Source organism: Novosphingobium sp. TCA1, assembly GCF_009811895.1.
GTDB lineage: Bacteria > Pseudomonadota > Alphaproteobacteria > Sphingomonadales > Sphingomonadaceae > Novosphingobium > Novosphingobium panipatense_A.
In genome coordinates, this window is the sequence record NZ_BLJH01000009.1 from 45,660 (window position 1) to 59,027 (window position 13,368).

Sequence of the window (13,368 nt, forward strand, 5' to 3'; positions counted from 1 at the left end):
AATGGGAACCCTGGAAACGGGATTGGGGGGAAAGTCGGTAAGGGAGAAAGGAGAGGAGGCGCGGCGTCAGGCCGCGTGGGTGCTGAACGCCTCGTCCTCGCTGTCGGGACCGCCGGTCGAGAGATCGAGCGCGAAACCGCGAGCGCGGGCCTGCTGATCGGCCACCGAGAGCCCCCGGCTGCCGCGCGCGGGCGCTGCCGGCCTGCGGGGCGCAGGTGCCGATGCCATCTGGCGGAGCGCGACCGTCGCGGGCTTGCGGGAACGGCCGCTTTCCGACGTGCGGAAATAGGCGATCGAGGCCTGAAGCTCTTCCGCCTGCGCGGCCAGTTCTTCCGAAGTGGTCGAGATCTGCTCCGATGCCCCGGCGTTCTGCTGGGTCACCTGGTCCAGCTGCTGGATCGCCTCGTTGATCTGGGCGGCGCCGATGTCCTGTTCGCGGCAGGCCACGCTGATTTCGGAAACCAGTTCGGCCGTGCGGCGGATATCGGGCACCAGCCGGGTGAGCATGTCGCCCGCCTCGGCAGCGGCCTGCACCGTTTCGGTGGAGACGGCGCTGATCTCGGCGGCGGCGTGCTGGCTGCGTTCGGCCAGCTTGCGCACTTCCGAAGCCACGACCGCGAAGCCACGGCCATGCTCGCCCGCACGCGCCGCCTCTACGGCTGCATTCAGCGCCAGCAGGTCGGTCTGGCGGGCGATTTCCTGGACGATGCCGATCTTCTCGGCAATCGTGCGCATGGCGCCGACGGCCCGCTCCACGGCGACGCCGCTCGATTCCGCATCCTTGGAGGACTGGCGGGCGATCTTCTCGGTCTGGGCCGCGTTGTCGGCATTCTGCTTGATGTTGGCCGCCATCTCTTCCATCGAGGCCGAAGCCTGCTCGGCGGCGGCCGCCTGCTCGGTCGCGCCCTGCGACACCTGCTCGGAATTGGCCGAAAGCTCCTGGCTCCCCGCCGAAACGTTCTCGGCCGCCACATTGGCATCGCCCACCACGCCGCGCAGGCGCTCGATCATCATGTTGGCATGGTTCAGCAGGTCGCCGATCTCGTCGTTGGACCTGACGTCGACCGTGCGGGTCAGGTCGCCCTCCGCCACCTGCCGCATCGCGTCACCGGCCGCCCTGAGGCCGCGTGCGATGACCAGCGAAAGATAGGCGGCGGCGGCCAGCGTGATCAGCACCGCGGCCACGCCCATGCCGATCATCAGCGAACGGGCCGAACCGAAAGTCACTTCGGTGTCGTCGTCCGCCTTGGACATCATCCGCTGCTGGGCATCGACCAGCGTTTCCACGGTCTTGGTCACGGCCTGCGCGCGCTCACGCGATTCGCCCATGGTCAGTTCGGCAGCGGCGGCCTTGTCGCGGCTGCTGAGTTCGCTCACCTGCTGGTTCACCGGCTTGAAGGCGTTCCACTGTTCGCGCAGCTGCGCCCACGATGCACGGGTTTCGACGGAGGCGACGGCATTGGCCTGTTCCACTTCCTGCTCGACCCGGTCGCGCCAGGTGGAAATCCGGGTTTCCAGCTCCCGCCGCTCCACCGGATCCTCGGTAAGGACGAGGTTCTTCTCGGACCGCACCATCATGCTCACGCCGCTGTCGATCGCGCGGGCGCGGTCGAGCTGCTTGGCCGGACCCGCCACGAGGCCGCCGATGGCATCGTTGAGCGTGGTGAGGCGGGAAATGCCGACCGCAATGGTCGCCGTCATGATGACAAGGAGGATCGCGAAGGTCCCCCACAGCTTCAGCTTGATCGTTGCACGCATGATGGCCCCCGCCTCAATGTACTGTGGATGGCTGACCGGCGGCGGAATCGCCTGCGCCGGTCAAGGAACGAAAGATCGCCGCAAGGTCGGGCAAGACGACCACGCCGTCCCGGCGGCGCACCAGCTCGCGCACGAAATCGCGGCGCCAGCGCATGCCCACGGCAGGCGGCTCCTCGCTGGCATCGCGGTCGAGCGTCGCCACTTCGTGGACCTTGTCGGTGCGGATGCCGATCTGGAACACTTCGCCTTCCGCTTCGGTCTCGATCACGACTATGCGGCTGTCGACCGTCGCCTCGGCCGCGGGCATGGCGAAGGCCAACCTCAGGTCCGCGATCGGGATGATCTTGCCGCGAAAGTTGACGACGCTGCCCAGCAGGGGCGCGGCGCCGGGCACGCGGGTTTCCGGCAGAAGGTCCAGGATCTCGCGGACCAGCGTGGCCTCCAGCGCGAAAGTCTCCTCGCCGAGGTTGAAAGTCAGCACTTCGAGACGGCCTTCGCCATCCCACTGCGTGGAAGTCGATGCAGGAATGGATTCTGGCATGGTGCTTATCCGGCGGCGCGCAGCCGCTCCTCCTGGTTCTGGCCGAGCATGACGAGCTGGGCGACATCGAGGATCAGCGCGACGCCGCCGTCGCCCAGGATCGTGGCGCCTGCAAAAGTCGCGACGTCGCGGTGGAGCGGGGACATCGACTTGATGACGGTCTGGTGGCTGCCGATGATCTGGTCCACCACCAGCCCCACGCGCTCGCTGCCGGTGGCGATGACGACGATCTTCTGGTGCGGATCGGGCCGCGTGCCGGTCTCGAAGATCTCGCGCAGGCGCAGGAACGGCACCAGCCGGTCGCGCAAGGTGATGAAGCTGCGGCCGCGCGAGCGCAGGTCTTCCTCAAGGCTGAGTTCGAGGCATTCCTCCACCGCGCCCAGCGGGATAACGTAGCGACCCTCGCCCACGCGGACCAGCAGCCCGTCGATGATCGCCAGGGTCAGCGGGATGCGCAGCACCACGGTGGAACCTTCGCCCGGTGCCGAGGTGATGTCGATGGCGCCGCGCAGGCTCTCGATCGTGCGCTTCACCACGTCCATGCCCACGCCGCGCCCCGACAGGTTCGTTACTTGCGCCGCCGTGGAGAAGCCCGGATGGAAGATCATCTGCAGCAGGTCGTGGTCGGAGATCGGCTGGCCCGGCTGGATCAGCCCCTGAGCCTCGGCCTTGGCGCGCACCCGCTCGCGGTCGATCCCGCGCCCGTCGTCGCGGATGGTGATCAGCACCTCGCCGCCCGCCTGATGGGCGGAGAGATGGACCTGCCCGGCCTCGGGCTTGCCGGCAGCGCGGCGATCCTCGGGCGTTTCGAGGCCGTGATCGCATGCATTGCGGATCAGGTGGACCATGGGGTCGGCCAGCCGCTCGATCATGGTCTTGTCGACTTCGGTGGTCTCGCCTTCGGTCGAAAGCGTGATGCTCTTGCCGGTTTCGCGGGCGAGATCATGGACGAGACGGCGGAAGCGGCTGAACAGGCTGGCGACGGGCACCATGCGCAGGACCATCATGGTATCGCGTAGCTCACCCGCAAGCCGCTCGATTTCCTCGGAAATCGAGCGCAGCGCCAGTTCGTTGCCGACTGCGGAGCCGTGACCGCTGGCCAGCTGCGAAAGGCGGCTCTGGACAATGACCAGTTCGCCCACGCGGTCCATCAGTTCGTCGAGCCGCTCGGCAGGCACGCGCACGCTCTCGCCGGATTTCGCGGCGCTGGCGGGGCCAGTCGCGGGACCAGTGGCGGGGCCGGGCTTGGCCGAAGTCGCAGCTGCCGGGCCTTCCGATACGGTAGCGGGAATGTCGGACAACGTGTCCGATAATTGCACGGCCTGTCCGACATCTTCGGAGGGTTCGGCCTCCAACGGTTCGACGGTCAGTTCCATGTCGTCCATCACGAAGATGAACACGTCGTCGATATCGTCGCGCGAGATGTCGCCGCGCAGTTCGACGTCCCAGCCGATATGGCATTCGGTCGGCACCAGATCGGCCAGGGCGGGAATGGTATCGGTGCGCACGGTGATGCGGCACGCGCCGAGGTCGCGCAGCTCGTCCAGCAGCATCAGCGGGTTGGTGCCGTTGGCCATCGCCTCGGCGGGAAGGCGGAAGAACAGACGCCAGCCCCGAGCGGCGGTTGCCGGACCGGCCGAACCGGAAGAGGCAGGCGCGGCAACCGGAGCGGCTTCAGCCCCGCCTGCCGCGTCGATCGCCGCCTGAAGCTGCGCCAGGATCGCGGCTCCGGCGCTTTCCAGACCGGCACCGTCGCCCTCGATCAGCGCGCGCATGTGATCGCGGGCCGAGAGGATCACCGCCACGAGTTCCTGCGTCGCCGGGGCCAGCCCCTTGCGCACGCGGTCGAAGGCGGTTTCGCAGTGGTGGGTGAACTCGGCCAGTGCGTCGAAGCCGAACATCGCGCCAGAGCCCTTGAGCGTATGCAGCCCCCGGAACACTTCGTCGATCAGCGCGCGGTCTTCCAGCCGGTGGCCGAGATCGAGCAGCCCCTGCTCGATCTGGTCGAGCAGGTCGCCCGCCTCGACGCGGAACGCCGCGACCGGATCCTGCGTGTTCACCGGCCCAGGACCTTGCGCGAGACCTTGATCAGCTGTTCGGGCACGAAAGGCTTCACCAGCCAGCCGGTGGCCCCGGCCGCCTTGGCCTGCTGCTTCATCGCGTCATCGCTCTCGGTGGTGAGGAAGATGATCGGCACGCCGGCCTGCTCGGGCGCCTTGCGCAGTTCGCGGATCATCGTCAGCCCGTCCATGTTGGGCATGTTGAGATCGGTAATGATCAGGTCGAACCGCTTGGCGCCCGCCGCGGCCAGCCCCTCGACGCCGTCGCCCGCTTCGGTGACGTCATAGCCCGCGCCGGTCAGCGCGATGCGGATCGCCATGCGCAGGCTGGGGGAATCGTCGACGGTAAGAATAGAGGCAGTCATTGCGGCAGTTCTCCGTGGAACCAGAATTCGAGGTCCTGAGGGGTGAGATCCGTGAGGAAGCCCGCCCGTTCGAGCAGGGCGACAAGCGCGCCCTCAGCAGGCCGGGCCAGACGCAGTTCGCGCCCTGCGCGCTTCCACTGCATGCGCGCCGCGTAGAGTATCTCCACGAATGCCAGATCGACTTCGGTCAGATCCGACAAATCGAGATCGATATTACTTTCCGCTTCGAATTGATCGGAAAGACTATTTGCGAATTGGCGAGCGGAACGCACCGTCACCGACTGCGGAACTGCCATTAGGTGGCGCATCACGTCCTCATGGATTTCGCCGATGAGTTAGACGCTTCGGCGCGAGCAGGGGGATGATCTGATTGTAGGAGGAAATCGGCCGAAATGGATTGCAGGCGCCGATTTTTTCATTCCGCGCTACTTGTCGTCAGGAGATCGGATCGGGCTTTTCGGTGCATGACGAGGCGGCAGGTTCTGCGGCACCGATAGAGTCTTTGTTTGGTACGCCTTCGACATCCGTCGAAGGCTTGCGGCACCAGCCCACGCCCCCACCCGACCTCCCATCAGGATACACTCGTGGGAGGTCGGGTGGGGGCGTGGGCTGGTGCCGCTCAAAAATGCCCATCTGGGCATTTTTCAAAGAATCTCAGCAGCCTTTCGGCGCGTGCTGCCGATGGATGTTGCGGAAAGAGCGGCTCTTGAACAGCCAGCGACCGCCGATCTTCACGCACGTATCCTCATAGACTCCCCGGTCGCGCATCGTCACGCCGTCCTGGTCGTAGACTTCCGAGGTATAGCTGCGCATCGTCGCGCTATCGCCCGAGACCGCGATCGCGCCGGGCCAGGCTTCGAACATGATGCCGGGATAGGCCTTCATCGCTTCCAGCCACATGGCGACGATCGCCGGACGGCCTCTGGTGGTGCCAAGTTCGGGATAGTCCGGCAGCGACCATTCGGCATCCTCGGCCCAGGTCGCCCCCCAGTCCTGCGCATCGCGGCGGGTCACGGCGTCGGCGTAGGTTTCCAGCAGTTCGCGTATGGCCAGGCGATCCTCGAATGGTCCGGCAAAGGACATGGCATTCTCCCGTTCTGAAGGTCAGGTTTCGACCGGGCGTTCATCCGGCCCCGGCGGCGTATCGGGCACGGCGACCTCGATTATCCCCTCGGCGATGCGCAAGGCGAAGCGGCGAAGGTCGGCATAAGTGCCGCCGATGCAGCGCCCCGTCGCTGCCTCGAAGCGGGCGCCGTGCAGCGGGCACATGATCGCGCCGCGCCGTACCTTGCCGCCGGAAAGCCGCGCGGCCTGGTGCGTGCAGCGATCGTTCAAGGCGCTGAAGCCCTCATCCGTGCGCACCACCAGCACGCTCCAGCCCGCGATCCGCGCGGCCAGCTTGCCTTCCTCGGGAAACTCGGCCTCGGCGATCAAGCCATGCCAGACGTCGCTCATCATGTCAGAGACCATTTGGAAAATGCCCGAAAAGGGCATTTTCTTGCGGCACCGGCCCACGCCCCCACCCTACCACCCGCAGGATACTACCGTTGGGTGGTAGGGTGGGGGCGTGGGCCGGCGCCGCGAAATTCGCCTGCGGCGAATTTTCAAATTGTAACAAGGGTCTTTCCTATGGTGCGGCCGGACATCAGGTCGATGAAGGCCTCGGGAAGTTTGTCGAAACCGTCGCGCAAGTTGGCCAGCGGCTTCAGCTTGCCTTCGGCGACCCAGGCGTCGAGTTCGGCCTGGGCCTGCGCCAGGACTTCGGGATAGTCGTAAGTGATGAAGCCCTGCATGCGGATGCGGTTGACCACCAGTTGCCAGAGCGTGCGCACCCCGTGGGGGTGGTCGGCATCGTTGTACTGGCCGACCATGCCGCAGACGGCGACCCGGCCATGCAGGCGCATCAGCGGCAGCACCGCTTCCAGCACTTCGCCGCCGACATTGTCGAAGTAGACATCCACGCCTTCGGGCGCCGCTTTCGCGATCTCTGTCGCGATGTCGGGCGTCGCGCGGTAATCGATGGCCGCGTCGAACCCGAGGTCGCGGATCACCGCCGCCTTCTCGGCCGACCCTACCAGGCCGACGACCTTGCAGCCTCGCGCCTTGGCGATCTGCCCGGCGGTGGAACCGGTCGCCCCCGCCGCGGCGCTGATCACCACCGTCTCGCCCGCCTTCGCCTCGCCCACGGCGAAAAGGCCGACCCAGGCCGTGAGCCCCACCGGGCCGAGCGCGCCCATGTAATGGTGAAGTTCCGTGTCCGGCCTTCTGCGCACCGTCTCCAGCCCCCAGGCCTCGCCCGAAAGCACATAGTGGTCCGACCATGTCGCGAAAGCGCGGACCAGGGTGCCGACCGGATAGTCGGCGTGGCGGGATGCCACCACTTCGCCCAGCGACATCCCCTTGACCGGCGCACCGAGGGCGACCGGCTCGACATAGCTTGGCCGGTCGTCGAGGAAGCCGCGGATCGCCGGATCGACCGAACCCACCCGCATCGCCACCAGGAACTCCCCCGGACCGGGCGGCGCCAGTTCCGCCTCCCTCAGCGCGAAGTCTTCCGGCACCGGCACCCCTTTGGGTCGCCTCGCCAGAACTATCTGTCTGACCTTTCCCATTCCGGCAGCTTAGCCCCGTCGCCCGCGCCGGGACTGCTAGTCGAAACGCTAGGTTCGGGAAATTCGCGCCTTTGCCACATTCGCCGGGGAGAAGGAGCCAAAGCCATGACCATGAGCCGCGACGACATGATCGCCTTCGTCGACCGCCTCTATGCCGCCACCGGCGCGGGCGACTGGGACACGGCCAGTGCCATGCTGACGGACGATTTCGTCGCCCACGAAGCGGAGGGACTGCCGATGGCCGGGGAATATCGCGGACGAACGGGCCTGCGCGATCTCTATGCCAAAGTCATGGGCCTCTGCGACGTCGCCGCGCTGGACCGGATCGAGACGACCGCCGGAACCGACTATGCCGTGACCCTGCTCTCGCTGCGCTTCGCCGATCCGGCGCTGCCCCCCGCCGAAATATGCGAACGCTTCCGCTTCCGTGACGGGAAATGCTGCGAGATCAAGCCGTTCTATTACGATCCCGCGCCTTTCGTTGCCGCTGCCGAGGCGAAATCTGCCGCCTTGTGACTGAGCCCAAGGGTCGCACCGGGCAAAAAAACAATCGGTTGCCTTAGCTGAACGGGAACAAGCTGTAATTCCTTGCGCTTTCAATGGACAAGCTTTGCAATGCCGGCGGCGTGCGACGAAAATCGCCCGGTCCTTTTGAAAGAAATGCACAGAAAGCTTCGCTAGGCCGTTCTTTATGGGCGCCGAAATGCTATGCTCGCAGTTGCAGCAATCAGCGCAACACTCAGCACGGGGCCACTGAATGCCGAAGGATGCAACGGTTTACTCGCTCGATTCCATCCCTGCCGGGACTGTAAGGTCCACCACGCCGTTGAACGACCAGCTGTCCGTCATCCTGGCCGACTTGCGCGACCGCATCGGCGAAGCCGACGACGTGACGCTGGATTTCAAGGGGAAGCTTCACGTCCATCTCGACGTGAAGCGCGGCGAGGACCTGCCGCTGGTGGAAGCCAAGCTCGCCGAGCTGGGCGACGGCATGTTCTCGCAGATCAGCCGGGGCGCGACGCCGAACCACCCCTTTTCGCACCGCGTCAGCGCGCTGGTGACGATCTGAGGAGAATGTAGAGGCTCATTCGAAAATGCCCTCACGCGGGCATTTTCGAACCCTTACGCCATCTTGGCGGCGTAGATCATGCGCCCTTGGCCAAGGTGGTCGAAAGCGCGGCTCAGCAGGCTGTCGCCCACCGCGAGGCAGCCTTGGCTGCGGCCCAGCTTGCCGTGCGCACCGATCATGTTCGGCTCTGCATACCAGGCCCCGTGGATCACGATGGCCCGCTCCAGCGCATTGCTGTTGGTCGAATCGAGGCCGATCAGCCGCTGCGAACGGCCATGCCCGCCGTAATAGTAATCGCCGGTAAGATAGGCGCCTTCGCTGCTGGCGTTGGAACCCGGACGGTTCGAAAAACGCTGCAACCAACCGGTATGGCCCGGATCGGAGCCACTGCCGTGCGCGACCGGAACCGAAGTCGTCTTGCGGTTTTCCAGATCGACAAGGTGGAAACGCGGCTCGGACGAGGAGGCCGAGAAATCGACCACTCCGATCCGGTCGCGCCGGACGCGCCGGTCATGCCGGTCGAGCGCCTGCATGGCCGCGTCGAACAGTTCGGGGCGAATGCCTTCCGGCCGGAAGGCCGCGGGAACGGGCGGCAGGGCGGCAGGCGCTACCGGCGCGATCGTTCCGGCTCTCGGGCCAATTTTGGGAAGCACCAGCGAGGGCGCGCGGCTGCGCTCCGGCACTGCGGAGGAGATGGCGCGGGCTGCAGAGGACGATGACGCTGCGAACGCGGTGGCTGCAACGATCAGATTGCGACGGCTGAATTTCATATCCTCGCTGCCATATAGCGATTCCGTCGACAAAGTCTTGGCCAGATTTGCCCGCTCCGCCACAAGCTCTTGTCCCGCTTCGAAAGACGAGAAAGGACCATACATCATGACGGCAAGCCGTTCCGCTAGACTTTCGAGTGAGGATTACCGCGCCGCAGTGGGCGTGATCATCCGTAACCTACAGAAGAGCGGGGATTTGTCCGACGCCCAGCTGGCTACCCGACTGGGCTGCTCCACCGGAACGATCCGCAACGCGCGTGGCCGCGCCACCAGCCTCGATCCCCTGATCCTGACCCGAATCGAGCAGGAGTTCGGCCCCGGCGCGATCGACCCCTTCCTGGCGCTCGGCGATGTCCGTGCCGTGCCGCTGGCCAGCGCGCGCCTGCCGATGGACCCGGTGCTCGCCATCGTCGAGGCGCTTCACAGCATCGTCGAGGCGCAGGCGGTGGACAGCGAAGGCGGCTCCCGGATCACCGCCCCGGAACTGCGCAAGATCATCGAGGAACTGCGCCACGGCCGCACCGCGCTAGACGCCCTGATCGCAAGGGCGGAAGCGGGACGATGAAGGCGTGCAACCGTTTAAAAATCCGCCTGCGGCGGATTTTTAAACCAGTTATTCGTCCTGAAATGGGACTCCTTCCCGTTGCGAAATAGCCTCATGCAACACGCCATGTGTGCAGTTGTGCGCTTGAGCCGAAGCGGGTGAAAAGCTAGTCTGACAGCAGGGGCAAGGTCGCGGAATCCGCATGAATTCAGACGAACGCCGATTGGATGGCTGGAAGGCGATCGCAGCCTATTTCGGCAGGGACCGCACCACCGTCGCGCGCTGGGCACGCGAGCGGGGGCTGCCGATCCACCAGCTTCCCGGCGGCAAGCAGAAGACCGTCTTCGCCTATCGCCACGAACTGGCCGAATGGGAAAGCCGCAATCCCGGCGAGGATCCCAAGCCCGAGGACCCCGCGCCGGAGCCGGAACCCGCCGTTCCGTCGCCTCTTGCCGATCTTCCGAAACCAAAGCGCAAGTGGCCCCTGGCCCTCGCCGTTGCGCTCGCGCTGATCCTGGCCATGGCCGCCGCCTTCATGACCTGGCACAAGCCCCGCTCGGCAACGCTTCCCGCCGACCCGCTTGCCGCCCGCGACTATATCGCCGCCCGTGACGCCTGGGCGCACCGCACACCAAGGGACCTCGCCACCTCGATCCGCCTCTACGGCGCCGTCATCGCCCGCGAGCCGGGCTATGCCCCTGCCCGCGCCGGGCTGGCCGAGGCCTGGCTGATCTACCGCGAATATGGCGAAGTCAGCGATGCGGAGGCTTACGGCAGGGCCCGGATCGCCGCCGACAAGGCGCTGGAACTCGATCCGGGACTGGCCAGTGCCTACCGGGCCAAGGCCTTCATCGATTACTGGTGGGACAACGATCCCGCAGCCGCGCTCGAGGCCTTCCGCAAGGCGCTGAACCGTGCGCCGCATGACGGGCTGACCTATTTCTGGCTGGCAAACGTCCTTTCGGACCTCGGCGAAAGCGCCAAGGCGGAACGCTATTACGCGCGCGCCGTGGAACTTTCGCCGGGATCGCAGCCCATTGCGGTGGAGCGGGCCTGGGCGCAGTGGCAGGCCGGTCACGACGCAGCGGCGATGAAAGCCTTGCTCGATCTGAAGCGGACCTACCCGCAGGACGCCACGGTCAGCAGCTGCCTGTACTGGATCTATCTCGGCCGCGGCGACATCCACGGTTTCGCGCGGGAATTCGCCGATTTCGCGCGCCTGCGCGAGGATCCCGGCACCGAGCAGCTCTCCCGCAGGCTCGCCCGCGCGGTCGCGGACGATCCCGCCCATGCCCATCGGATCATGGTGGCCGATGCCCTGGGCGAGATAGCAGAAGGCGGACGGCGTATCCGCCAGACCCCGGCCTTCTACGCCTCGTCCATGCACGACCGCGACTTGCTGCTGAAACTGATGCGCGAAGCGGTCGTACTCGGCGAGCGCTGGTATTCGCGGCCGGTCACGCGCCGAATCCAGGCTAGCTGGAAAAACGACCGCGAAGTGAACCGGCTGCTGGACCAGCTCATGCCCCCGGTACCGGACGTGCGGCTGCCCTAGGCCTACACGCGAATCCGGTTGACGACACCCTCACTTTGCGCTGCGTGCAGATGTGAGCGCTCACTCGGACCGGGCTTGCCTATACCCCTGACTTTCCGGCCGGTTTTCGGTGATCTTCCGCAATTTGCAGCAATTTGCATCACGTGGGAATCACAAGTTTCGTTGTAAAACTTCTCTCGAGCATCGAGGGGGCGCAATTTTCCGAAAGGGATTGCGGGGATCGGGGGATCTGGCCAGTCCGGTGCTTGTACTAGCGACCCAAAACTTGGCCCCGCGGGTATAGGACCGGCGGGGCCTATTTTGTCGGCCGGCCCATTTTGTTGGTAGAACCTCCTGACCTGTTCATGCCTTGCGCTTGCGCCAGTTCCACGCATGACCACCCACCAGAAGCAGGCTGCCCGCCACCGTCAGCCCCGTCTCGCCAAGCGGCAGCGGCGCGTGGAGCACGCCGAGCACGAGGAAGGCGATCCCCGCTACGCCCAGCAGGGCCGGTCCCGCCGCGCCGTGGCGGCGATAGCCCAGCAGGAAGGCGGCCAGTGCAGCCGGCGCCACTAGGCCCAGCGCCGCAAGATGGAACAGGTCCGACTGGAAGAACGTGCCGAGCAATCCGGGAAGCAGGAACAGCAGCACCGGCAGGGCGAGGCAATGCAACATGCAGAGCGTCGATGCAGAAATCGCGGTCGATTCCACGATATCTGCAAATAGGCGCTTCCGCGCCCCATCGGGCGCCCAGTGCGGGGAGACGCAATGCTCGCTCATTCGGTTCGGCTCCTGCTTGATATAGTTATGTTACAACATTACATGGCGATCCAATCCGCATTGAAAAGGGCCGCCCATGAAAAATCTTGCCGTGATCGAACCACCTCGCCCGCCAGCCCAGGCAGACCGGGACGGCGCGGTGCATGGACAGGAGAGCGCTATCCTCGGCAGGATTCTCGCCGACGATGTCGATCTCGCACTCTGGGAGCGGCATCTCGATCCGCGCGTGGCGCAGGAAATCGCCGCCATCGATCTCGATACGGTCGACGATCTGCTGCTGACATGCGAAGCGGCAAAGGTGGAGGAGCAGTTCCGCGCGCTCCTGCGGGACAGCGGCTATCCCCCCTGCCCCGTGCTGGTGGCGGACGTCGCGATGCTGGCGGCCCTGCACGCCCGGCTGCTGGGCGAGCAGCGGGTAACGATCCGGCTGGAAGTGGTGGAGACCGACGCCTGCCGCAAGTTCCACGCCGACTTCGTGACGGTCCGCACGATCACCACCTACTTCGGCCGCGGCACGCAATGGATGCGTGGAGGCGAAGACCAGGTTCACGAATTGGCGGCCGGAACGGTGGGGCTGTTCAAGGGACGGCTTGCCCACGGCGAACCGTCCATCCTGCACCGCTCACCGCCCATCGCAGATTTGGGCGAAACCCGCCTTGTGCTGGTTATCGATTCCGCTGCGAGCCGCTAAATACCCTTTCACCGGTTCGGTTCCCCACTGCGCGACGAACGGTGCGCCCCGTGCGATCATCACGCCGGGGCCGGGCTACCTTCGAAAATCAGAGACGTTATAACGTACCCTCATGAACAAGGTTTCCCTGGTCGCCGCCGCCCTGCTTTCCCTTGCACTTCAGGCCTTCGCCGCTCCGGCCATGGCCCAGCACCTGCAATGCGTGCCTTATGCCCGCGCGCAGTCCGGGATCGGCATCCACGGCAATGCGGCGACCTGGTGGGAACAGGCCAAAGGCACCTACAAGCGCGGCCATATGCCCGCGACGGGCTCGGTCCTGGTGTTCAAGTCCACTTCGGCCATGCCCTACGGCCATGTCGCGATGATCCGCGAAGTGGTCGATGCGCGGCACGTCCTGCTCGACCACGCCAACTGGTCCGGTCCGGGCCTGATCGAGCGCAGCGCGCTGGCCGAAGATGTTTCCGAAGCGGGGGACTGGAGCAATGTGCGGGTCTGGTACGGCCCCAGCCACGCACTCGGCTCACGCGAGAACCCGACTTTCGGGTTCATCTACGGCGAGAACGACCAGCCCGCCATCGACCTCCCCCCGGCCCAGCTGGCGAATGCTGCGGATGACGAATCCGCGAAAAGCGCGGGCTGAGGCG

General features: G+C 65.7%; 16 protein-coding genes. 6 read left to right on the forward strand and 10 right to left on the reverse strand.

The window, feature by feature from the left end:
• Positions 1 to 66: 66 nt before the first annotated feature.
• The 8 genes from NTCA1_RS12555 to NTCA1_RS12590 all read right to left on the reverse strand — a co-directional run bounded on the left by NTCA1_RS12555 (position 67) and on the right by NTCA1_RS12590 (position 7,336).
• Positions 67 to 1,758: a methyl-accepting chemotaxis protein gene (locus tag NTCA1_RS12555; RefSeq protein ID WP_159830789.1), complete on the reverse strand. Its 1,692-nt coding sequence runs from the start codon at positions 1,756 to 1,758 to the stop codon at positions 67 to 69.
• 13 nt (positions 1,759 to 1,771) lie between these two features.
• Positions 1,772 to 2,299 (reverse strand): chemotaxis protein CheW, encoded by a 528-nt coding sequence (locus NTCA1_RS12560; RefSeq protein ID WP_159830790.1) that lies wholly within the window; start codon positions 2,297 to 2,299, stop codon positions 1,772 to 1,774.
• 5 nt (positions 2,300 to 2,304) lie between these two features.
• Positions 2,305 to 4,359 (reverse strand): chemotaxis protein CheA, encoded by a 2,055-nt coding sequence (locus NTCA1_RS12565; protein ID WP_159830791.1) that lies wholly within the window; start codon positions 4,357 to 4,359, stop codon positions 2,305 to 2,307.
• On the reverse strand, positions 4,356 to 4,724 hold the full coding sequence (locus NTCA1_RS12570; protein ID WP_086492540.1) for a response regulator: 369 nt from the start codon (positions 4,722 to 4,724) through the stop codon (positions 4,356 to 4,358). Before NTCA1_RS12570 ends, NTCA1_RS12565 begins: the two co-directional genes overlap by 4 nt.
• A complete protein-coding gene (locus tag NTCA1_RS12575) occupies positions 4,721 to 5,020 on the reverse strand; it encodes an STAS domain-containing protein (protein ID WP_086492541.1) in 300 nt (99 codons plus the stop codon). Before NTCA1_RS12575 ends, NTCA1_RS12570 begins: the two co-directional genes overlap by 4 nt.
• Before the next feature lie 358 nt (positions 5,021 to 5,378).
• Positions 5,379 to 5,807 (reverse strand): nuclear transport factor 2 family protein, encoded by a 429-nt coding sequence (locus tag NTCA1_RS12580; RefSeq protein ID WP_159830792.1) that lies wholly within the window; start codon positions 5,805 to 5,807, stop codon positions 5,379 to 5,381.
• 21 nt (positions 5,808 to 5,828) lie between these two features.
• Complete coding sequence (locus NTCA1_RS12585; RefSeq protein ID WP_306439287.1) at positions 5,829 to 6,194, reverse strand: Rieske (2Fe-2S) protein; 366 nt, start codon at positions 6,192 to 6,194, stop codon at positions 5,829 to 5,831.
• Between the two features lie 134 nt (positions 6,195 to 6,328).
• Complete coding sequence (locus tag NTCA1_RS12590) at positions 6,329 to 7,336, reverse strand: NADP-dependent oxidoreductase (RefSeq protein ID WP_159830793.1); 1,008 nt, start codon at positions 7,334 to 7,336, stop codon at positions 6,329 to 6,331.
• 105 nt (positions 7,337 to 7,441) lie between these two features.
• Here NTCA1_RS12590 and NTCA1_RS12595 point away from each other — a divergent pair, with 105 nt between their 5' ends.
• Both NTCA1_RS12595 and NTCA1_RS12600 read left to right on the forward strand, forming a co-directional pair.
• Positions 7,442 to 7,852 carry a nuclear transport factor 2 family protein gene (locus NTCA1_RS12595; RefSeq protein WP_306439288.1) on the forward strand — a complete coding sequence of 137 codons (411 nt, stop codon included), beginning with the start codon at positions 7,442 to 7,444 and terminating at the stop codon, positions 7,850 to 7,852.
• A gap of 241 nt (positions 7,853 to 8,093) precedes the next feature.
• Entirely contained in the window at positions 8,094 to 8,405 is a 312-nt protein-coding gene (locus NTCA1_RS12600) for a hypothetical protein (RefSeq protein ID WP_159830794.1), read from the forward strand.
• Positions 8,406 to 8,458: 53 nt separating this feature from the next.
• Here the strand turns inward: NTCA1_RS12600 and NTCA1_RS12605 are convergent, their stop codons facing one another.
• Positions 8,459 to 9,175: a murein L,D-transpeptidase catalytic domain family protein gene (locus tag NTCA1_RS12605; protein WP_159830795.1), complete on the reverse strand. Its 717-nt coding sequence runs from the start codon at positions 9,173 to 9,175 to the stop codon at positions 8,459 to 8,461.
• Positions 9,176 to 9,281: 106 nt separating this feature from the next.
• Here NTCA1_RS12605 and NTCA1_RS12610 point away from each other — a divergent pair, with 106 nt between their 5' ends.
• Positions 9,282 to 9,740, forward strand: coding sequence for an XRE family transcriptional regulator (locus NTCA1_RS12610; protein WP_159830796.1), 459 nt, complete (start codon positions 9,282 to 9,284; stop codon positions 9,738 to 9,740).
• 181 nt (positions 9,741 to 9,921) lie between these two features.
• Positions 9,922 to 11,274, forward strand: a complete 1,353-nt coding sequence (locus tag NTCA1_RS12615; protein WP_159830797.1) for a tetratricopeptide repeat protein — start codon at positions 9,922 to 9,924, stop codon at positions 11,272 to 11,274.
• Positions 11,275 to 11,616: 342 nt separating this feature from the next.
• On the opposite strand, the gene NTCA1_RS12620 is transcribed toward NTCA1_RS12615, so the two are convergent.
• Positions 11,617 to 12,033 (reverse strand): MerC domain-containing protein, encoded by a 417-nt coding sequence (locus NTCA1_RS12620; protein ID WP_086492547.1) that lies wholly within the window; start codon positions 12,031 to 12,033, stop codon positions 11,617 to 11,619.
• Positions 12,034 to 12,109: 76 nt separating this feature from the next.
• Between NTCA1_RS12620 and NTCA1_RS12625 the strand changes: the two genes are divergently transcribed.
• Positions 12,110 to 12,724, forward strand: a complete 615-nt coding sequence (locus NTCA1_RS12625) for a DUF1826 domain-containing protein (protein ID WP_159830798.1) — start codon at positions 12,110 to 12,112, stop codon at positions 12,722 to 12,724.
• A gap of 112 nt (positions 12,725 to 12,836) precedes the next feature.
• Positions 12,837 to 13,364 (forward strand): CHAP domain-containing protein, encoded by a 528-nt coding sequence (locus NTCA1_RS12630; RefSeq protein ID WP_159830799.1) that lies wholly within the window; start codon positions 12,837 to 12,839, stop codon positions 13,362 to 13,364.
• Positions 13,365 to 13,368: the final 4 nt, after the last annotated feature.